General features: G+C 26.9%; 22 protein-coding genes and 3 pseudogenes. 11 read left to right on the top strand and 14 right to left on the bottom strand.

Going from position 1 to position 21,391, the window contains the following annotated elements; all coding sequences use genetic code 11:
- Positions 1–283 precede the first annotated feature (283 nt).
- Positions 284–835, top strand: coding sequence for a hypothetical protein (locus ACNI28_RS09095; RefSeq protein ID WP_419763940.1), 552 nt, complete (start codon positions 284–286; stop codon positions 833–835).
- A gap of 114 nt (positions 836–949) precedes the next feature.
- On the top strand, positions 950–1,102 hold the full coding sequence (locus tag ACNI28_RS09090; RefSeq protein WP_419763939.1) for a hypothetical protein: 153 nt from the start codon (positions 950–952) through the stop codon (positions 1,100–1,102).
- Between the two features lie 446 nt (positions 1,103–1,548).
- On the opposite strand, the gene ACNI28_RS09085 is transcribed toward ACNI28_RS09090, so the two are convergent.
- On the bottom strand, positions 1,549–1,647 hold the full coding sequence (locus tag ACNI28_RS09085) for a prepilin-type N-terminal cleavage/methylation domain-containing protein (protein WP_419763938.1): 99 nt from the start codon (positions 1,645–1,647) through the stop codon (positions 1,549–1,551).
- A gap of 171 nt (positions 1,648–1,818) precedes the next feature.
- Here ACNI28_RS09085 and ACNI28_RS09080 point away from each other — a divergent pair, with 171 nt between their 5' ends.
- The 6 genes and pseudogenes from ACNI28_RS09080 (at position 1,819) to ACNI28_RS09055 (ending at position 5,978) form a co-directional block, all read left to right on the top strand.
- Positions 1,819–2,268, top strand: coding sequence for a hypothetical protein (locus tag ACNI28_RS09080; RefSeq protein WP_419763937.1), 450 nt, complete (start codon positions 1,819–1,821; stop codon positions 2,266–2,268).
- A 1,344-nt stretch (positions 2,269–3,612) separates the two neighbouring features.
- Positions 3,613–3,852 (top strand): hypothetical protein, encoded by a 240-nt coding sequence (locus ACNI28_RS09075; protein ID WP_419763936.1) that lies wholly within the window; start codon positions 3,613–3,615, stop codon positions 3,850–3,852.
- Positions 3,853–3,978: 126 nt separating this feature from the next.
- Entirely contained in the window at positions 3,979–4,158 is a 180-nt protein-coding gene (locus ACNI28_RS09070) for a hypothetical protein (protein ID WP_419763935.1), read from the top strand.
- Positions 4,159–4,671: 513 nt separating this feature from the next.
- Complete coding sequence (locus tag ACNI28_RS09065; protein ID WP_419763934.1) at positions 4,672–4,818, top strand: hypothetical protein; 147 nt, start codon at positions 4,672–4,674, stop codon at positions 4,816–4,818.
- Between the two features lie 785 nt (positions 4,819–5,603).
- A pseudogene (locus ACNI28_RS09060) lies at positions 5,604–5,915 on the top strand (type IV secretory system conjugative DNA transfer family protein); the annotation flags it as partial.
- Positions 5,901–5,978: a type IV secretory system conjugative DNA transfer family protein gene (locus ACNI28_RS09055; protein WP_419766462.1), complete on the top strand. Its 78-nt coding sequence runs from the start codon at positions 5,901–5,903 to the stop codon at positions 5,976–5,978. The pseudogene ACNI28_RS09060 and the gene ACNI28_RS09055, both read left to right, overlap by 15 nt.
- A 521-nt stretch (positions 5,979–6,499) precedes the next feature.
- Here the strand turns inward: ACNI28_RS09055 and ACNI28_RS09050 are convergent.
- The 11 genes and pseudogenes from ACNI28_RS09050 to rpsO all read right to left on the bottom strand — a co-directional run bounded on the left by ACNI28_RS09050 (position 6,500) and on the right by rpsO (position 16,288).
- Positions 6,500–7,453 (bottom strand): permease, encoded by a 954-nt coding sequence (locus ACNI28_RS09050; RefSeq protein WP_419763933.1) that lies wholly within the window; start codon positions 7,451–7,453, stop codon positions 6,500–6,502.
- Positions 7,454–7,855, bottom strand: coding sequence for an arsenate reductase ArsC (locus ACNI28_RS09045; RefSeq protein WP_419763932.1), 402 nt, complete (start codon positions 7,853–7,855; stop codon positions 7,454–7,456).
- A gap of 125 nt (positions 7,856–7,980) precedes the next feature.
- Entirely contained in the window at positions 7,981–9,234 is a 1,254-nt protein-coding gene (locus ACNI28_RS09040) for an arsenic transporter (RefSeq protein WP_419763931.1), read from the bottom strand.
- Positions 9,231–9,539 (bottom strand): ArsR/SmtB family transcription factor, encoded by a 309-nt coding sequence (locus tag ACNI28_RS09035; protein ID WP_419763930.1) that lies wholly within the window; start codon positions 9,537–9,539, stop codon positions 9,231–9,233. Before ACNI28_RS09035 ends, ACNI28_RS09040 begins: the two co-directional genes overlap by 4 nt.
- Positions 9,540–9,658: 119 nt before the next feature.
- Positions 9,659–10,645, bottom strand: a pseudogene (locus ACNI28_RS09030) (methyl-accepting chemotaxis protein); the annotation flags it as partial.
- Between the two features lie 483 nt (positions 10,646–11,128).
- Positions 11,129–11,653 (bottom strand): annotated as a pseudogene (locus ACNI28_RS09025) (cache domain-containing protein); the annotation flags it as partial.
- A gap of 214 nt (positions 11,654–11,867) precedes the next feature.
- Positions 11,868–13,034, bottom strand: a complete 1,167-nt coding sequence (locus tag ACNI28_RS09020; RefSeq protein WP_419763929.1) for a murein transglycosylase domain-containing protein — start codon at positions 13,032–13,034, stop codon at positions 11,868–11,870.
- Positions 13,031–14,293, bottom strand: coding sequence for a response regulator (locus ACNI28_RS09015; protein ID WP_419763928.1), 1,263 nt, complete (start codon positions 14,291–14,293; stop codon positions 13,031–13,033). The genes ACNI28_RS09020 and ACNI28_RS09015 overlap by 4 nt, the downstream gene beginning before the upstream one ends.
- Before the next feature lie 126 nt (positions 14,294–14,419).
- On the bottom strand, positions 14,420–15,472 hold the full coding sequence (locus ACNI28_RS09010; RefSeq protein ID WP_419763927.1) for a DHH family phosphoesterase: 1,053 nt from the start codon (positions 15,470–15,472) through the stop codon (positions 14,420–14,422).
- Positions 15,469–15,870 carry an RrF2 family transcriptional regulator gene (locus ACNI28_RS09005; RefSeq protein WP_419763926.1) on the bottom strand — a complete coding sequence of 134 codons (402 nt, stop codon included), beginning with the start codon at positions 15,868–15,870 and terminating at the stop codon, positions 15,469–15,471. Before ACNI28_RS09005 ends, ACNI28_RS09010 begins: the two co-directional genes overlap by 4 nt.
- 145 nt (positions 15,871–16,015) lie before the next feature.
- The gene (gene rpsO / locus ACNI28_RS09000) at positions 16,016–16,288 is read right to left on the bottom strand and encodes a 30S ribosomal protein S15 (protein ID WP_419763925.1); all 273 of its coding nucleotides are present in this window, start codon (positions 16,286–16,288) and stop codon (positions 16,016–16,018) included.
- 131 nt (positions 16,289–16,419) lie between these two features.
- On the opposite strand from rpsO, the gene ACNI28_RS08995 reads away from it, so the two are divergent.
- Positions 16,420–17,205 carry an ABC transporter ATP-binding protein gene (locus ACNI28_RS08995; RefSeq protein ID WP_419763924.1) on the top strand — a complete coding sequence of 262 codons (786 nt, stop codon included), beginning with the start codon at positions 16,420–16,422 and terminating at the stop codon, positions 17,203–17,205.
- 18 nt (positions 17,206–17,223) lie between these two features.
- Here the strand turns inward: ACNI28_RS08995 and ACNI28_RS08990 are convergent, their stop codons facing one another.
- Positions 17,224–18,282, bottom strand: coding sequence for an SPM autocatalytic domain-containing protein (locus tag ACNI28_RS08990; RefSeq protein ID WP_419763923.1), 1,059 nt, complete (start codon positions 18,280–18,282; stop codon positions 17,224–17,226).
- Positions 18,283–18,429: 147 nt separating this feature from the next.
- Positions 18,430–19,392, bottom strand: coding sequence for a GTP 3',8-cyclase MoaA (gene moaA, locus ACNI28_RS08985; protein WP_419763922.1), 963 nt, complete (start codon positions 19,390–19,392; stop codon positions 18,430–18,432).
- A gap of 96 nt (positions 19,393–19,488) precedes the next feature.
- Here moaA and ACNI28_RS08980 point away from each other — a divergent pair, with 96 nt between their 5' ends.
- Together ACNI28_RS08980 and ACNI28_RS08975 are read left to right on the top strand one after the other, a co-directional pair.
- Complete coding sequence (locus ACNI28_RS08980) at positions 19,489–20,154, top strand: Crp/Fnr family transcriptional regulator (RefSeq protein WP_419763921.1); 666 nt, start codon at positions 19,489–19,491, stop codon at positions 20,152–20,154.
- Positions 20,151–21,152: a type IV pili methyl-accepting chemotaxis transducer N-terminal domain-containing protein gene (locus ACNI28_RS08975; protein WP_419763920.1), complete on the top strand. Its 1,002-nt coding sequence runs from the start codon at positions 20,151–20,153 to the stop codon at positions 21,150–21,152. The genes ACNI28_RS08980 and ACNI28_RS08975 overlap by 4 nt, the downstream gene beginning before the upstream one ends.
- Positions 21,153–21,391: the final 239 nt, after the last annotated feature.

Raw genomic sequence — 21,391 nt, 5'->3', positions numbered from 1 at the left:
TAAATAAATATCATCTCAAGAAGTTTTTTTAATAGTAATTTTTTTATCGGCTCAAATTGAATTACAAGTTTTTATATCTGTAGTTGATTTTTGGAAACAAATATTTCATCAATCAAAAAATACTTTAAACTCACTTCATCAATAAAGTAAATATTGTTTTTTAGTTGGAATTTCTGTTATAGTTAGTTCCATTTCAAAAGCTCAATTTAGATTTACACTTTTTGAAATTCATGGAGTGATATTAGTTTGAGAAGCTGTACATTTTCAGTCAGTTTTAGTTCAAGTGAAGTCTCAGATACTACAAGTAGTAGGGAGTGGTTCTTCTATTTCACAAGCAGTTTCATCTGCATTTAATACTTTACTATTATCGATACAAGAATTGATAACTATTTTATTTCAAATATCATCACATTCAGTAATAGTTTTGATTCAAGTAGTTATATTTTCTGATATTGATTCTGTACAAGTTGGTTCATTATTTGAATCATTTCATGCAGGTTCATCACTAGATAATTCCTCTGCCTTTTCCCTTGCTCTTTCTTCAATCTCTTTGTTTATCATAGCCATAGTTTCAGCATCTCTAATATCTTTGTATAGGGTGAAATTGTCATCTATATTTGTGAAATCTGTACTATTTAAAGTTGGAGTTCATAGGTTTTGTCAGTCTGTTACTTTTATACTTTCATCTTTTATTAAATCAGCTATTTTAGTTTCTTCTTCATCATTTTTAGTTACTTCAACTTTTCAGTCTATAACAATTATTTCAGTAGAAGAAATATCTTTACTTACTCAAAAAATTGTACCTCTAACTGCAGCTGTTGAATCTTGTGTGTAGATTTGGAATTCAGAACCATGATTTAGGTGTGTTGCTTTTGTCCAGATTGTACCAGTTGTAAGAGTTAGTTTTACAAAAGTTGTTAGGTTGTTGTCTTGTGGGAATGAAAGTTCTGTGAGAGTGATACTTGTTCAAGCAGTTAGTACAGAAACAGAACCATCAGAAAAATATATTTCAAGTTCTGATGTTCAAGCTGTGATTGTATCTCATTCACGATATACAACTCAAGAAGCAGTTGCAGTTAAAATCAATTCTTCTGGGTTGTAAGGTAGATTTGAAACTGATTTATCATATACGAAATTTGAACCATTGTATTCACGAATAAGATTATAAGGTCAAGCTTCTGCTGTGTAGTTTCATGTTACTTTTGCTTGATATTCTCAATCAATATTTAAAACAGAAGCTATCTCAAATTGATTTTTTACTAAATCATCTACATTTTCTAAAGTTTTTCAATAAGCATAATATGAATTTGTTCTTGGATCAAGTGGAAGAGTATCAAGATATTTTTTTGATATAGTATCTTCTGTAAAGTTCCCATACACTCAAAAAGCACCACTAGAACTATGAGCGTAACTTGTATCTATCATAAAATAATTAGTATTTCACTTTGGTGTAGGCAAGATTGAATTTTCTTGTAAATAATTCTCAAGTGAATTACTTATAGTTTTTACATCTGAAAGTACCTTTGAGTTATTAATATTCTCTTTATATCATTGATTAGCAGATATGGCAATAACGGCAAGTAAAACTACTATTGATATAGTGATAATAATCTCTACAAATGAAAAAGCTTGTTTCTTGTTTTGCATGAAAAAAGTATTATGAATTAAATGATTAGGAGTGTTTTTAGTTTATTTATTTTTTGAGATTTTGGAAGAGGAAAATATTTTTTAATGGGGAATTAATATTGAAAAGTTTTAATAACATAAAAATACTATTTAAATATTATATGATAAACTTTAAATAAAAAAAGGGTTATTATGAATAATATTGATTCAAAAATATCTGCAGTTCTTTTATTAATACTTATAGTTAAAATTATATATGAACTATATAAAGGAAATAGTGAGCTATCACATACATATTTAAAATATCTTGTAATTGCTTTATCTACTCTTACTATTGGTATTTATACTATTACATCTCATCTTGATAATCTTAGTTTGGAGAACAACAAAGAAATTTATCAACTAGAAATTAGAGAAGATAATGAAAATAATGAAAATAATGAAAATAATGAAGATAATGAAGTGGTAAAAAAGAGATTGGAGTTTTTATATGAGAATAAGGTAAAAATTGATGATATGTCGAAAGATAGTGTCTTTATATATTCCTTTTTCATTATTTCCAGTTTGGTAATACTATTAACCATGATATTTATTGAAAAAATATCGCTTCAAAGAGTTATAAATAAAAATCAGCAAGTATAAAGAACAAACTAAAAGAAACAAGGTAGTAAAAGTACCTTGTTTCTTTAATGTTAAATCTTATTTTTTATTCTTATTTAGAACTTATTAAAGAATTAAAAGCTCGAGATTGATATTTAAAAAAATTTTCAAGTTTTTTAAAATAATTTGATAAATATTTTGCCATTCTTTCCTCCTTATTTATTTAAAATTAAAAAAGCAATAAAAGTGTTACAAAATAAGAAAATAAAAACAATAGGTATTTTCAGTCTTGAAAAGTACGATTTTTAGGGGTGTATAGAATGTTAAAAACCAAGTGGTAAAAAAGTAACACTAAAAAATACCTAAAAATTAAATATCTCCACATTATTTTTTTGAGTACTTGTTTTCCTATCATATATAGTTTGGTTCTAAAATTATTCAAAGAGAATTTAAGAAGTTTTACTAAAAAGTTCTTTTTTTAATTTTTTCTTGAAAATTAATCAAATGTTAATATAGTTTTTTTATGCTCCGCAACTTTTCTGCAACGCAAAAAAGTTGACAATTTAAATCTTATTTTTTAGCTAATTTAAGCCAAAAAATAGGGTATTTTTTTTGTGAAAAATATAAATATATGTTTTAATTAATTTACTTGCAAGTAAATTTACATTTTTAAAATTAAGACATTATGAAGTTATTTAATACGCTTCTTGAAATTAAAACAGGCAAAAAAGACCTACCATTAAAAGCAGTATTTATTGAAAGTTCATCTCAAGTAGGAAATTGAACATATTTTATTTATTACTATGATGTGTTAAATCATACTTTTTATATCAATGATTTAGATTATCTATGAACTGAAAATAGAACAAGTGCCATAAATATTGTAGAGCATATCATTACAAAAGCATTTAAACAAGAATTAAATCTACTTCCTTTATATATAAGTAAAATACAAAGTACAAAAAAGCCTAAAGTTTTTTGTATGTATAGACAAAGAACTGGATTGATTCTTATAGATAAAATTAATTTAAAATCTGTTAGATGAGAGAAGTGAGATATTGTGAGATACAAAAATCCATCTTGGAATCTAAATGATAGCAACAAAATTAAAGTAGAAAAAATAAAAGATAATCTATCCTATTTTTATAAGAACAAAATATTTGAGTAATGATTCTTAAGAAATCTTGAGAAGCTCATCTATGAGTTTAACTCATAGAGCAAGTTTGCAATATTTCGAAATACTTTCGAAAATATGCCACTTGTTCAGTGATTTAGGACTTTGTCCTATCCCCTAAAAACCCCTTAACCTTTTTCAACTCATCTCTTTTGTTATATCCTTCTTTCTATTTTTTTCACACATGAATTTTATATCTTAAAATTAATATTATGAACAAAAATTATCAAAAAGAATATATGAAGAACTACAAGAAAAAGAACAAGCTTTTAACTTGTGTTCTAGCTAATAAACAATATGAATTATTAGCAAAAAAGAGTAGCTATTATGATTTAACAATTAATGCTTATGCAAAGCAAATTTTAACTAAGTTTTTAAATCATAATCATGAGCTACCCTTAACAAAAGATAGAGTTGATTTTATCAAGCAATACATCAGAATAAGCAGATGAGTTGCTTCAAATATAAACCAAATAACAAAGAAAGCCAATATTGAAGATACTATTGATATTTCAATACTTATTTCTTTATTACAAAACTACGAAAAAGAGTTTAAAGCTTTTATTACTAAAAACTAGATGATGATTATAAAATCAATGTCTAGAGCCTCTACTAGCTTTAAACAACTCATTAACTATCTTGATAAAGACAATTTAGTTAAAAAATATAGTTGGAATATGTATGCAAATATAGACAATAACAAAGAGCTTGTAGATGAGTTTATGCAAAATTCTAAATATCTTGCAACTAGTAGATGAAAAGTCTTTTTATACCATGAAGTTATATCTTTAGAAGATGAAAACTTGGATGAAAAAAAAGCTCAAGAAATTCTTTTTGAATTAGCTTGAAAATATATAGAAAAAAGGGCTAAAAATCATTTAGTTTTTTGAGCCTGCCATTTTGATACAAAAAATCCTCATATTCACCTAGTAATTAGCAGTAATGAAATTGAATGAAAAAAAAGAGTTAGATTTAGTAAAAATGATTTTTCATTAATTCAACAAGAATTAGAAGAGTATAAAAACAAATCTTTTAAAGAACTAGAACAAAGTAATATTTATACTAAATCAAAAAAGCTAGAAAATACAAAACAAGTAGAGCAAGAGATAAAACATAAAAGAAAAAAAGCTACAAAAAAAGAATCTATAAAAGAAGATTTACAACAAATCTTTTTAAGGAGTATGAGTAAAAAAGCTTTAGATAATGCTTTTAAATTAGCTTGATATGAGCTATATATTAATTGAAATACTTTATGAGTTACTTTTGAATGAATGAAGTATAGATTAAAAACTTTAGGTTTAGAAAAAGAGTATAAACAAACATTACAAAGAGTTAAAACTTTAGAGGCTAAAAAAGAAAAGTGGAAAGAGTTTAAAAACTCAAAAATAAAAAGAAGAAAAAATCAAAGAGAGTTATAAAAAAGGTTGAAGTTTTTAGGTTTACCATTTAGCTATTATAAATGAAATACATTTTAAAAAAAATATATTCTTGACTACTTTATTTTAGTAGTTTCACAAAGAGTATATTAGCTCATTCAACAAAGCTACTTATATATTGAGTTAATAATGATTGATTAATGGGAGAATATGAAAAAAACAAATATTTCTCAAAATCAAATCAAGGTTTATTGCTAGACTGATATAAATATAGATTATCATTAAAAGACAGCTTTAATCACTTAAGTCTTGTATCAAGAACATGATGATGAAAAACAACATCATTTGTAATACCAAATATACTTGGTTTATCAAATGCTAATAACTCTATGATTATTACAGATATTAGTTGAGAAATATTTGATAAAACAAGTTGATATTTAGCTCAAAAAGGATACAACATAAAAGTTTTAAACCCTGATAATTTAGATGAATCTATAAGATATAATCCCCTATTCTATGCAACTAGCTCAGTACAGATAGATGAATTAGTAAATATATTAATTGAATCTTCAAAAGAGAAACAAAATTGATCTTGATGAGATAGTAGTGAGTTTTGGAATAATGGTGCAAAATCAATACTTTCTATACTTATAAAAGTTTTACAAAGTACATGAAATCCTTTATATAATAATTTATGAAATCTTAGATATTTAATAAATCATTATTGAGAAAATTGAGATAAGTTATCTTATTTAATAAATAAATTTGCAAATAATAAGACAAAACAGGAATTTCATTGATTTAGAAATTGAAACCCCTCTACGATATTAAGTATTATTTCAAATGCAAATATAGCTTTATCACCCATTGGGATAAATGATAATTTAGAAATATTGACATCACTAAATACTATTGATTTTAATATTTTTAGAAAACAAAAAACAGCTTTATATATTAAAATACCTGCTAATAAGCAAAAGCAATATAGCTTTCTACAAAATATCTTTTATCATCAATTTTTTAGTTACATCCAAGAAAAAATACCAACTGAAAAAGATTTGCCAGTATTTTGTATCCTAGATGAGTTTTGAAATTTATCACTACCCTCTTTTGAAACAACAATAACAACTATTAGAAAATACAAAGTTAGTATTAGCATTATCTTACAACATATAAAACAACTAGAAAATAAATATTGAAAAGCTAATGCAGAGACCATTTTAAATGGTGGTATTGCTTCAAAACTATTCTTTAGTGGTGCAGACTTAGATACAACTCAAATGTTGTCTAAAATGCTTTGAAGAGATGAAGAAAATAAACAGGTCATGAGAGCTGAACACATTAGAACTTTAAAAGATAGTGAAGCTTTATTTATTATGAGTAATAAATTGCCTTTGAAACTAAAGATAAAGCCTTATTATAAGAACAAAAAGTTGTATAGTTATACAAGGGTTTGAGTGTATAAAATAAGTAATTATAAATGAAAAGATAAGATAGAATATATAAATTTAGAATAATTTATTCTTCGGACTATTATCGGACTTTCTAATATTTTTAGGAGTTAAAAAGTATATTAAAGCACTATATTATCGGAGTTTTAAAGAATTATTAAGAAAGAAATTCACACTCCATGTTAGTTCCTTTATTATTGTTTTAAATATTAAACAATAATATAGCTTATTTAATAATAAACCTATTTTCATAAACATGTAGTATTTTTTTATAAAATTGCATTAAATAAATATCCTGTTAGAAGAATAGCAAAACCAACAACTCCAAAAAATATTGATATTAATTTTATACTCAAAACTCTTTTTAAAATCATAGCTTCAGGAAGACTCAATGCAACAACAGCCATCATAAAGCTAAGTGCTGTTCCTAAAAGCATCCCTTTTTGTGTTAAGACTTCAACAAGAGGCAAAATTCCTGCTGCATTACTATACATAGGGATACCCATAATAACTCCAACAATTGGAGCATACCATACATCTCCTCCTGCATATTTTGTGATAAAATCAGAGGGAACATATCCATGTATAAATGCTCCAATACCAACTCCAATAATCACATAAAGATAAATCTTTTTAAATATATTAATTGTATACTCCCAAGACTCTTTTATCTTATAAGAAAAATTTCTCTGTTCTTCTTCATACTCTACATTTACAGGTTTTACTTCTATTAAAACTTCTTTTTCAAGGTTCATAGCACCAATTATAAGTCCAGCAACTATTGCTATAATTAAGCCAATTCCAACATATAAAAAAGCTATTTTCCAACCAAAAAGTGAAAATATAAGAGCTATAACAACTGCGTCACTAAGGGGAGCTGAGACAAGATATGAAAAAGTAACTCCCAAAGGAATCCTAGCTTGTAAAAAACCTAAAAAAAGAGGAATAGCACTACAAGAACAAAAGGGAGTTATTACACCAAAAATAGCAGCCATGACATGCCCTATAGTTTTATGTTTTCCACTTAAATAATCCCTTGCTTTTTCTATGGGAAAATAACTTCTTAAAAGTGTTACTAAATATATAATTGTAATTAATAATATAAATATTTTGATAGTATCATAAATAAAGAAATGAAAAGAAGTAGCCATATGGTCATTTTTGTCTAAGCCTAACAGATTATAGACAAAATAATCAACAAACTTTTCCCAATAATAAAACATCTATTTCAAGGCCTCAATAACTTTTGGCAATAAAACTTCATCTATCTCTTTGAATGTTTGATTAAAAGCTTCAAATCCTTTTCCATCAGGGTCTTCAAATCCTACGTGGATAACTTTTACTGCCTTTGGAAACATTGGGCAAGTCTCATTTGCATGGTCACAAACAGTTACTACTAAATCATAAGCATTATTTATAACTTTATCAATTGTTTTTGAATGATACTTCTCTTTCCAGATACCCTTTTGTTCTAATAGTTTTTTTGCATTTGGATTAACTTTTCCACTAGCTTTCACTCCACTACTATCCGCAACTATTCCTTCTAACTTAGCATTTATAAGAGCTTCTGCAATTATACTTCTACAAGAATTTCCTGTACATAAAATCAAAACTTTTTTATTCATTTTTTCTCCTTAAAAAATGTCCCATTTTTGAAGGGACCATATATATTGATTATTACTTTTTAACGTTGGAATAAATCCAACTAAAAGTAACAAAACCTAAAGAGAGCAACGAGTTACTCTTCCACTTATACTAATGTTAATAAAACTATAAATAGTATAGGTGGTGTTACAATCAAACCAAATTTACTATATTGCCAAAAACCAATCTTCACACCCTTTTGACTTAAAACATGAAGCCAAAGCAGTGTTGCTAAAGAACCAAAGGGAGTCATCTTTGGTCCTAAGTTACATCCTATTATATTTGCATAAGCTAAGGTTTGATTTCCTATATCTTGTAGTGCTATATCCATAATCATAACCGTTGGCATGTTGTTCATAATAGCACTTAAAAAAGCACTGATAAATCCAGTTCCAACTATTGCTACAAAATCTCCTCTTGTACTTAAATCTTTTAATACTAAAGTCAAATAATCAGTTAAGCCTGCATTTTTTAAACCATATACAACTATATAAAGCCCTATACTAAACCAAACAACCTGCCAAGGTGCAGTTTTTATGGTAAGCCAAGCCCGAGCTGATTTTGTATAACTTGCGATTGCCAAAAATAACAAGCCTCCTCCTAAAGCAAAAACTGAAATTGGTAAATCAAATTTATCTCCTACAAAATATCCAACTAATAGTAAAGCTAAGAAAAGCCAAGAAAATTTAAATAGTGTTTTATTTTTTAAGACCTCATCTGGATTTTTAAGTAAGCTTGTATCTACTGTTTTTGGAATATCATTTCGTAAAACTAGCCATAAAACTATAATAGAAACTATTGTACTAACAACATATGGAATAAACATATTTGATAAGTACTGCATAAATCCTATATCAAAATAGTTTGCAGTTACTATGTTTGTAAGGTTTGAAAATACAAAAGGTAAAGAGGCACTATCACTTATAAATCCTCCAGCTAGAAGAAAAGCTAAAATTGTTTTTGCATTAAGTTTTAAAATTCTCATTTTTGCCAATAAAATTGGAGTTAATATTAGTGCCGCTCCATCATTTGCAAAAAGAGCTGAAACAAATGAACCTAAAACTAAAGCATACACAAACATCAAATGACCATTTCCATTTGACAGTTTTGCCATTTTTATAGCACACCATTCAAAAAATCCTATCTCATCAAGAACCATAGATAAAATAATAATTCCAATAAAAGCTAAAGTAGCATCCCAAACTATATCTGTTACTATCAAAACATCATCTAAACTAACTACTTGTAAAAGTAAAGCAACAACAGCTCCCATTACTGCTGTTGTTCCTATTTGTAAACCACGAGGTTGCCAAATTACAAAAACTAAAGTTACTAAAAAAATAGAACTAGCAAGTATCATACTTCACACCCTTTTTCTAACTTTGGGATATCTATTTGTAAATACCCAATCTCCTTAATTATCGACTGTCTAAAAATATCTAAGGGTGTTCGAATACTATAATATGCCCATCGACCTTCCCTTCTTAAACTTAAAAAACCGCCATCTTTTAAGATTTTAAGATGTCTTGATACCCGTGATTGAATCATATCAAAAGAGTTTTCTATATCACATACACAAACTTCACCATATGCATCTATAAATCTCAATATTTTGATTCTTGTTTCATCATTTATTGAGCCAATTGTATTTAAAAAATATTCCAAGTTTTTCCTTCTTGATTTTTAATATTCAAAATTATATCAGATTTACATTTATATATCAAGATATATTGATATATAAATGTAAAAAAAAGAGTTTTGGAAGTTGAGTTAAACTCAACTTCTTAAAAACTCTCCCATTCATCTTTTGAAGATTCAGGTGTATCTACAATATTTTTGTTTTTTTGCACTTCTTTTTCTATTTTTTTATTCTCTTTCTTTTCTTCCGCTTTCTTTTCTATTTTTTTCACTGTATTTTCTTTTTTTGATGACAAGTCTAACTCTTTTGCTTTAACTTTGTCTTTACCAATAAACTCTTTAGCATCTGCATTACTTACTATTAATTTAGATATATCATGTGTGATTGTTGCAATATTATTTGTTTCTGCTGCTATTGATGCATTTTCTTGTGTTTGTCTATCTAGTTTTGTAACTGCATCATTTATCTGCTCGATTCCACCTAATTGCTCTTTACTTGCCATTTCAATATCTGAAATTAGATTTATTGTATGACTAATATTTACATTTAGATTTTTATATCCATTTATCATATCATTTGCTATATCTTTACCTTCGTTTGCTTTTGAAGTTGCATGCTCTACTATACCTTTTATCTCTTTTGCAGCTTCTGCACTTCTTGTTGCTAGATTTCTAACCTCTTGAGCAACTACTGCAAAACCTTTTCCAGCCTCACCAGCAGTTGCTGCTTCTACTGCTGCATTAAGTGATAGGATATTTGTTTGAAATGCTATTTGATCAATCACTGTAATTGCTTCATGGATTGAACTAACTTGGTTATTTATCTCTTCCATTGCACCTGTAGTTTTATTTGCTAAATCCTCACCCTCATTTGCTGATTTTGTTACATCATTTGATAGTTGTGCCATTTTTGCGATATTATCTGTATTACTTCTAATATTTCCTGTAACTTGCTCTAAAGCAGCTGCTGTCTCTTCTAGTGAAGCTGCTGCTTCTGTTGAACTTAAATTTAATTTATTCATATTTACTAATAAAACATCAGAACCCTCCTCAAGTGTAAGACCATTTGTTTTGTTTTCAATCAATATATCTGTGATAGAACTACCTAAATTATTTACACCATTTGCAAGTTTTAATAAATCTTCTTTAATATTTCTAGTTTCAACTTTATTTAGATATTTATGATGCGTATACTCTTCAAGTACATCAAGAACACCATCAATGTTCTTTTCAAGATGTTCTGCCATATTATTTAGTACACTTTTCAATTGCATAAGAGAAGGATTCTTTACATCCATATTTAGCCTTTGACATAAATCACCTTGTTCAAACTCACCTAAAACTAATATTGTTTCATCGATTAACTTTCTATCTTCTGCGATTCCAACTTTTGTTCTTTGAATATTTTTATTTACAACTCTTGACATCATTCCAAATTCATCTTTACAAGTAATAGCAGTAGGATGGATTTCATCAATTTCTCTATTTAAATATGCAAAAAAGTTTTCTAAATCCTCTTTTAGAATTGTTACCTTTGATACAATATCTTTACTTACCATAGAAAATGAAATCATTAAAATAGCTAATACAATTGCCATAATCATTACAACTTTTATAATACTATTATTAAACTCTGTATCAATATCATCAATGTAGATTCCAGTACCTAAAACCCAGCCCCACTCGTCAAATTTTTGAACATATGAAAGTTTTGGATATTTTGTTTTTGAAACAGTGCCATCTTCTGAAGCTTTTGTCCAACTATACTTTACAAAGCCTTTTCCACTTCTATTTGAAATCTCAGCAAATGCTTGAAATATATTTTTATTATTTGTCTCTTCTATTATATTGCCATGTTCTAAACTATAAGCACTGTTAAACTTATCATCATCATCAAGAACTTTACCATTTAAAGAAGTAGAGATAGGATGTATAATCATTTTTGGGAAAGGTTCAGAGTCATCATTAATCCAAATATAATTTGTCATATCATATCTTAGATTTTTAATTGCATTTATTGCATTTACTTTTGCAGTTTGCTCATCTATTGTACCTGCTTTAAATTCATCATATTCATGCTCAACTAAACTATATGACAATTCAACTATATTAGTAAGTTTTGCTTTTTTTTCCAAAAGCATCATGTCTTTTTGAGCCATTAAAAAAATAGCACATATTACGATAATTGATAAAAGAGTTAATCCTCCTATTACTAGCATTTTCTTTAACACATTTAAATTACCAAATATTTTTTTGCCCAACATAATCCTACCTTATAAAAATTTTCAGGTAAGCTTATACTATAAACAATTAATTATCACTTATAAATTTTATTTAGTAATAAAAATATTTCAATTAAATACTAATAAAGTCTTTTTTATACTTAATAACTTTTTGAAGATAGTTTCTAGTTTCCTCATAAGGAAGATTATTAATTAGTGTTTTATATACTTCTTGAGCATTCTTTTTATTTATTATCTCTTTAGCACTAGCTTTATTTTTATGAAATGTCTTTAGAACATTTCCACTTCCTGTGTTATATGCACTTATGACACAATACTCTTTTGAAATAGGATTTGTTATTCCTTCTAAATATCTACTATCTAAGATTTTCAAATATGCACTTCCTAGTTCAATATTGTTTTGTGCATCAAAAAGATATGATTTTGTAGGTGTCCAGGTTTTACCCTTAGTATATCTATAAGCATCTCTACCTGCACTTGTTGGTACTATTTGCATAAGTCCATAGGCATTGGCACTACTTATTGCAAATTGGTTAAAATTACTCTCTGTTTGAATTATTGCATATACTAAGTTTTCACTAAGATTATATTTTTTTGCAAATTTTTTAACCAAAGGTTTAAATTTAGCGACTCTTATATTTGCATGATCTTTTACCATTGGAATATCTATAGAATAAACTGTTACATCTTTTCCATCATTTTTTATACTTTTTATTTTTATATCTTTTTTTAATAAGATATTAGCAAACCTATTCGCTCTCCATTCATACCTTATCTCTTTATTTTGGTCATCTTTTACTTCTCCAAGTAAATAAGGCGTAGCTCCTAGTTTTACACTTTTTGCTTCAAATAAATCAGCAGCTCTTGGATCATCTGGTAATAAAAGTGTTGTAACAATTGCATTTTTCAAACTCTTTTTATAATCTTTATCATCTAATGTTTCAACAGTAACTATTCCCCTATCAAAATCAACCAATGCCCTACTTTTGTAGTTTTGCATATATTTAACATACTCTTTTTGCTTTGGAATTTTTACATTTTTTTCACCCCAAATAGTTGAAATCTCTTTTATAAAATTTGACAAAAATTTATCCAAACTTGCAATATCATTTTTAAGTTTTTTAGGGTTTGTAGTATATTGAATAGACTTATCTCTTGCCATTGCTTTAATTACTGCTGAGGGGTCTTTACTAATAGCTGCTCTTGCCACACTTTGGACATCAGAAACACTACATGAACTTAAAAAAAGCACTAGAAAAACTAAGGAAAACCTTATCATCTGTTTTTTAACTCTTTGTCCCGTAAACTTATTACATCAAGTAAATCTTCGATTCGTTTATTTCTCTCTTCTAATCTAGTTTGTAAATCCAAAATCACATCCTTCTTTAAAGCAACTTCATCTTCTAACTCTTTAAAATCTTTTATAAGCTTATCATTTTCTAATTTTATCTTTTTTAAAACAGTTACAGATTCATTTACTTTTTTATTTGCACTTACTATTAAACTTTCATTTTTTGTTCTAAACTCTACTATTTGTTTATCATACTGATTTACTTGTGCTTTTAACTGTCCATTCTTTCTTTTTAAATTATCCATTTGTTCTAAATAGGCTGATAAATCAGGTTTTTTATTCTGTTTAAGTTCTTGTTCTAGTTTTTTTATTTTATTAATATATTCTAACTCTTTTCTCTTAGATTGTTGAATATTTTCAATTACTTTTTTTCTAAACTCTCTTTTTGAAATCTCTTCTTCGGTTGTTAGGAATCTTATTCCAACATACTCTACAATATCTTCTCCCAAATCATCAAAAATAGGAATAACTGTACTATTTACATAATATACAGAGCCATCTTTTGCAAGATTTTTAATTTTGCCATGCCAGGTTTCACCTTTTTGAATTGTCTCCCAAAGGTTTTTAAAAACATCCTTTGGAGAATCGGGATGTCTTATTATATTGTGAGGTTGACCTATAAGTTCATCTCTTCTATATTTTGCAAGTTCGCAAAAGAAATCATTGGCAAATGTAATATTACCTTTTAAATCAGTTTTTGAAACAATAGCTACATTATCTATAGCCTTTAAATATCTTTCCAATTCATTTTTTTGGTTTTGCATAATTTGATTTTGATTATATTTTTGGCAATCTTTATTGACTTTTTCTATTAAGTTTTTAATTTCCACTGGTTTTATAAAATATGATGTAACATTTAGTTTTATTGATTCCATCAAATAGGTTTCATCTGAATATGCAGTTGTGAAATAAAAGGGTATATCTTCATTGAGTTTTCTGATTTCTTTTAGAAGTGATATACCATTCATATTTGGCATATTGATATCACTAATTATCGCATCTACTCTTATATTTTCTTTTTGCAGGTCATTGTATTTTTCTAAGGCTTCTGCACCATCACTTGATATATATACATTTTTAAAAAATTCTTGAAAAATATCTTCAAAATTATTTCTTATTTGTTCATCATCTTCTACATAAATAATATTAAATTTTTTGGATAAAAGCCCATTCTTACTAAATTCCATAAGTCTACCTTGAAAAAATAACAACTTTTCATGTAATCTTAGCAAAAAAAATTAATAAAAGAGTATAAAGAAGGAGATTTTAAAAGAAAATAAGTAAATTTATAAAAAAATAACTAAAAAAAATAATTACTTTAAATTATTAAGTTTATTTTGAATATATTTTTTCACATCACTATAATTAATAACTTCTCTAAAGTCATCAAATTTACAACCTGAAGCATTTGGATGTCCACCACCATTTGCTAACTTTTGAGCAAGAACTCCAACATCTAAATTACCATCTGCTCTAAAACTTGCATTACCTCTTTTAGAGACATCAATAAAGAAATCATAATCTTTATTTGCTTTTAAAAATGCATTTGCAGGAATTGAAATACCACCTAAAGTATAGGTCAAAATTCCCTTTTTATCTTGATAATCAATTGTTAACTCATCTTTTATACTAATAATTGAATGTACCAAAAATTTTGCACTCAAATTATCTATGGTATCATCATTTTCATCAAGGCTTAAAAACTCTTTTTTTAGTCTATGTATATCATTATCAAGTTTAATATTTCCATTTTCTTGGGATATATAAGAAGAGGCTTTTTTTAATAAGTATATTCTAAAATCTCTATTTTTATCTGCAAAGAGTACATTATTTATCTCTCTTACTTTTGAAATCATACTAAGTAAAACTTTTCCAAACTCAAAATTTTCAACCTCATCTTCAAGCCAAATATCAATTGCATTTATTGCATTTACTAAAGGTTCTAACCACACATATGATTCATCTTTAAAAGCATCATACTCTTTTACAAAATAATCATAAGTTATTTTTGTAGCACATCTTGAAGTATCTAAAAAATACCACTCGTATTTGTCAGCACAGTTTTGTCCAGTAGCATGATGGTCTAAAAGTTGAACTTTTATCTTGTATCCATCTTCATTTAACTTTATTGTTTCATTGTTTAAATATTTTGATTCTGACATAGTAAGGTTTACATCAGTTATTAAAAAAAGAATCTCTTCTTTTATCTCTTCGTTTTTAATAATATCTAAAAAATAAACAATACTTTGTTTTACTTCCAAACCATAATTTGCGTTTAAATAATAACTTTGTGGGAAAATCTCTTTTGTTAAAAGTTGACAACCATATCCATCTAAATCTGTATGAGAGACATGAAATAGTATCATTGAGCGATATCCTTTAGTGTTAAATCTTCTAAAAATAGATTTATTTTCCCTTGTAAATTATTTAATAAAGGCCATACTGAACATAAGCTTCCTGATTCTGAAGGGCAAGCTTCCATTGATGGAGCACATTCAAAAACTGAAGGAATTCGCTCTTCTGCAGCTGTTGTTATAGATAAAATAGTAAGCTCATCATAGGGTTTTGCAAGGATAAATCCTCCATTAACACCTCTTTGAGATATTACTATTTGACTTTTTGCTAAATTTTGCATAATCTTTGCTAAAAAAGATTTAGGAATTTTTAATTCTCTTGAGAGTTCATCTACATTTTTTGGGCTATTGCTTTTTGCTATAGAGATAAGAGAAAGAAGTGCATACTCACTTTTTTTAGTCAATAACATCTTGGATTGATTCCTTTTCTAAATTTATAATATTCTACAAAAAAGAGTATTAATAATCATTATACAAAAAAATTAGTTTTTTTGTTTAAAAAAAAAGGGTTGTAACCTAAAGGCTACAACCCTTTTTAAAATTAAGTAATTAAACTTATTTAGCTCTTAGCCCTAAAGCTCCAGTTATTTCAATATATCTAGCATAATCTTTAGCTCTTAAATATTTTAATAATCTTTTTCTTTTACCAACCATTTTTAAAAGACCTAATCTTGATGAGTGATCTTTTTTGTTGATTTTTAAGTGTTCTGTTAACACTCTAATTTGCTCTGTTAAAATTGCAACTTGAACTTCACAAGAACCTGTATCTTTTTCATCTCTTCTGTATTTTTCAATAATACTAACTTTTACTTCCTGATCTAAAGCCATAGAAGACCTCCTAATAGGTATATTTATCTCACTTCTTTTGAAATGGAAGCGAATTATATTCAACTTTTAATTAATTTTTGTTTAACAGTAGGTGTTTTTTGCTAAAATTACAAGATTATAAAGGTTTTATTATGAATATTATAGATTTTGAAAATATACATGTAAGTTATGATGATAAACTTATACTAAAAGAAGTTAATTTAAAAATAGAAGATAACCAACATTGGGCAATTTTGGGTGCAAATGGTAGTGGAAAATCAACCCTTATAAAACTTATCGCTTCACAAATTCATCCAAGACAAAATTATCCACATAAAAAGTTAATTTTAGGAAAAGAGAGATATTCACTTTTTGATTTAAGAAAAGCCATGGGAATTATTACAAATGATTTACACAATTATATTTATGACCAAGGTAAATTTCTAAGTGGCTATGAAGTAGTAATTAGTGGATACTACTCCTCTATTGGTGTTTTTAAACATCAAGATTTTACACTTCAACAACATAAAAAAGCAGATGAAATCTTGGCTTTTTTAGAGATATCAGATTTAAAAAATAAAACTGTGGCAAAAATGAGTACAGGACAACTAAGAAAATGTATTATTGGTCGAGCTTTAATTCATGAACCAAAGGCATTTATTCTTGATGAACCAACAGTTGGTCTTGATATAAAAGCACAACTAAACTTTTTAAAGTTATTGCGAAAGCTAAGTCAAAAGACAACTATTATTTTAGTAACTCATCATATAGAAGAAGTTTTTGATGAAATTTCTCATATAGCTTTAATAAAAAATGAGACTATTTATAAACAAGGAAGAAAAGAGGAGATTTTAAACTCTGAAAATATTTCTGAGATTTTTGGAGTAAAACTAAAAATCAAATCATCAAAAAATAGATACTTTATAGAAGAGATATAAAAAGAGCAAAAGCTCTTTTTATGCACGAAAATCAAAAGATGAAATAATCCCTGCAGTTCCATCTTCTTTTAAAAATATTGAGTTAGATTTTAGATGTGCCATACTCTCTTTTGCTGATTTGTTATATGCCATATCAGCTCCAACATCACCTAAGTAAAGTGCTCCTATTCCAGTTTGTCCAAGGGCTATTAAACTCTCACTGCCACTTTCGTCTTTTGTCCAAACTCTCAAATCTTTAAATATCGAATCGTTTTCATCAATCCAATTATTTCCATCACTATCATATTCGCTTAACTCACCAAAACCATCATTAGTTGAGGGTCCAAAAAGTTCACTTCCATCATCTATTGTGCCATTGGCATTTTTATCTAATACTAAAAATCCATTGCCATCTTTTAGTAGTGGTAGTTCTTTTTCATTTCCATCACTATTGATATCAAAATTAAAACACATAGATTCACTAAGACTATCAAAAGCACTTGCTTCACAATCATATTGAATAACCAAGGGGTCTAAAAAATGAGTCTCTTCAAAAACTAGTTTTTCACTATGTTTTTCATAAAAATCTCTTGAATAAGACAAGTCTAAGTCTATATTTATATCTTTATTGTCTTTTGTTTTTATAGTTGCTTGTGTATTAAACTCTATTGAATCACTTCTGCTGTATTCATAACTTCGCTCTATAGATATGGAGTTTTTTATTAGCATCTTTTTAGGATCAAACTCAGGTTCATCTTTTTGACATGCTAAGTCTTTTAGCTTGATATCTTCCATACTAGACATGCCAATTTTTTTATCTCCACCTAAAAAACTTTGAAGTATCATTTCTAAAATCATTCTTCCAACAGCAGAATAGTGTGATAAGTTATTTTCACCTTGAGGAACTTCTTTTACACTTTTTACATCTTCGTTTTCATTTGCCTTAATATATCCATCAGTTTCAAACTTTTGAGTATCTTCATTTATATTCATAAAACCTAATACTTCATGGGTAAAATCTACTTGAGATTGAGTAATCATCTCAAAAGAGCTTTTCGTTTGTGAACTTATTTTCACATTTGACGATTCTATTATCATAATAACTCCTTTTTTAATTAGTTATTATTAATGATAGTATTTTTTAAAAATAAAGAGAATAGAAAAAGCACCAAAATAATAAATAATATTATTTATTATTTTGTTTTTTAGTTAATATAAAGAAATGAATAATCAGATTTTATCTAATCATCCACCAGTTTCATAAAAAGCTCGAGCTGAAACCTCCGGATTTTCAGACCATTTGTTTTTTTCTGGTTTGTTAAGTAGTACATCATTTAAAATCATTGCAGCTTTGTCTATGTCGTTATTTAGAATGGCTTCTTTTATACTTTGAGAATCTTCAAAATATAAACAAGGGATTAAAACTCCACTTGCAGTTAGTCTTATACGATTGCAAGTAGCACAAAAATCATCTTTGTGGGGTTCAATTATTCCAAATACATAACCATCATCCATGATATAATCCTGAGAAGGTGAGCTACCACTTCTTTCAAGTTTTTTAAAACTATATTTTGCTTTTAGTATGTTTTGTATTTGAATAGAGTTATAACCCTTTGCACCATCTTTTGCATGGTCATTTTCCATAAACTCAATAAATCTTATAGGATAGCCCTTAGACTTACAAAATTCTACTAAATCACAAAGTTCATTATCATTTACACCTTGCATTGGTACGCAGTTTATTTTTATTTTTAAGCCTGCAGTATGGGCTGCTTCTATACCTTTTAAAACAGTAGATAACACATCTTTTTGTGCAACTTTTTGTGCAACTTCTGGTATTAGACTATCTAAAGATACATTTATTCTTTTTAGTCCAGCATTGGCTAATTTTTGTGCAGATTTTGGTAGTAAATAGCCATTGGTTGTAAGGGCTAAATCAATATCATCTTTGTATTGAGATATCATCTCTATAAAGTTATCTAAACCTTCTCTTAAGAGTGGCTCTCCTCCAGTAATCCTTACTTTTTTAACACCTCTATCAATGCATACTTTGATAAATTTAAATAAATCTTCATAAGATAAAAGTTCCTCTTTAGGAACCCAAGAAAATGGTTTTTCTGGCATACAATATTGACATCTAAAGTTACATCTCTCCGTTACAGAGACCCTTAAATAATCAACTACCCTACCATGTCCATCTTTTAACATAAAATCACCTTCAAGTGCTCAAAAATATATCACTTAATATTAAATTGCGTTAGCTTATTATAAAATTGCTTAAACAAAAAGGATATAGGGAGTTTAGTGGATAAATTAAAGATTATTACTCAATTAGATTTTTTTAGTGAATTGACTCCAGACCAAATAGAAGAACTTTTTACAATATCAAACTTGATTACATACCCTAAAGATTCAATTCTTTATTATGAAGATGAAATAAAAGAAAATATTCTATTTTTGGTTGATGGACTTATAAAAATATATAAAATCGATAAATTTGACAATGAAATATTTTTATATCATATATATAAGAATTCAATGATTTCTGAGTTAACCTCTATAAATAAAAATAGTATCTACTGTTTTTCAAATGCAGAATTTGTAGAAGACTCAATAGTATTATCTATAAATTTTGACAAATTTAAAGAGATGTTTTTATCTAAGAATATTTTATCATATAAGTTAATTGAAACCTTACTAGAAAAAACCCATCAACTACAATGTATTGTAAATCGTGAGTTAGTATTTGATGCAACAGCAAAAGTAGCTTTTATGATTTATAATGACATTCAGATGTTTAATAAACTCAAAAGACAGGAGGTCTCATTTATGTTACATATTCAGCCAGAAACCCTTTCTAGAGTTTTAAAAAGATTAACAAGAAATGGTGCTATTGATGTTGACAAAGGTCAAGTTATTATCTTAAATAAAAATCAATTAGAATCAACATTTAAAGGAGTTGGCATTTGAAAACAAATAAAATAAGTACAAAAATAAAAACCTTAGGTGCTTTATTTATAATACTAATGGCAATCATTATTTTTACAACTGTATATTTAAATGATAAAAATAAAAAAGATGCACTAGTAATTAATATAGTTGGTAAAGAGCGAATGCTAACACAAAAAATCTCTAAAAATATTTTTTACCTTTATTACAGTGAAAAAACAAATTTTTCAGAGCTAAATAGTGCAAGTGAAGAGTTTATTCAAGGATTAGACTCCCTAAAAAACGGTAATAAATTAACAGGAATAGAACCTGTACCAAATGATAAAATTGGACAACAACTCTATAAAGTAGAAATTTTATGGAAAGACTTTTTTGACAATGTAAATAACTTTAAAAAATTACAAGTAAAAGATACAAAAGAGAGTGAAAAGTTATTGAAAACAGTAGTTGAAACAATCTATAATACAAATAATAACTTACTAAATGAAGTTGATGAGTTAGTGACTTTATATACTTTGTATGCAGAAGATAAAACTGTTTTAATTAAAAACTTCCAATATTTTGCAGCTGTACTTATTCTTTTACTTATATTTTATGCTTTTACACAACTAAAAATTATAGAAGAAAATGCTAATAAATTTTTAGAATTTTCAAAAAAAATAGCCCATGAAAAGAATGAACAATTAGAAACCCTATCAATAGATGCAAATGAAAAAGAGATTTTAGAAGTAACTGATACTTTTAATTGTTTTATTAACAAAATCAATTCAGCTATGAGTGAATCAGCAGTTGCTATGGAACACTCTAAAAATGCAAGTTCAAAATTGGGAGAATTAACCGATGAGTTTGATAAAATCCTAGATGAACTTGAAAACTCAAATGATGTAAATCATTCAATAAATAAAACAGAAGATATGATTATTCAATCAACAGAAGATATGATGAATTCCACAAAAAAACTTCAAGAACTAAGAGAAGAGATTGCCAAGTTATCAAATGCTTGTAAAACAAAGAGTTAGATTAAACTCTTTGTTTAAAACTCTTACTTCTTTTTTTTAACATCTCCATTCTACTTTCATCTTTTGAAAAATGATTCTTTGTATTTTCATCTCTTTTAACAATTCCAAAATCTAAAAAATATTAAGTCAAATACAGCATAGATGTATTGAATAATAAATCAAAAATATTTTTATTTTTATTTTCAATATTATTTTTACATTTAAGTCATAAATTTCCATTTAGAAGATTATTTTATTGA

This window comes from Arcobacter denitrificans (SeqCode) (assembly GCF_048571185.1).
GTDB lineage: Bacteria > Campylobacterota > Campylobacteria > Campylobacterales > Arcobacteraceae > Arcobacter > Arcobacter denitrificans.
The sequence above is the reverse complement of the archived record's forward strand: the minus strand, read 5'-3'. Positions and strand labels throughout refer to the sequence as shown.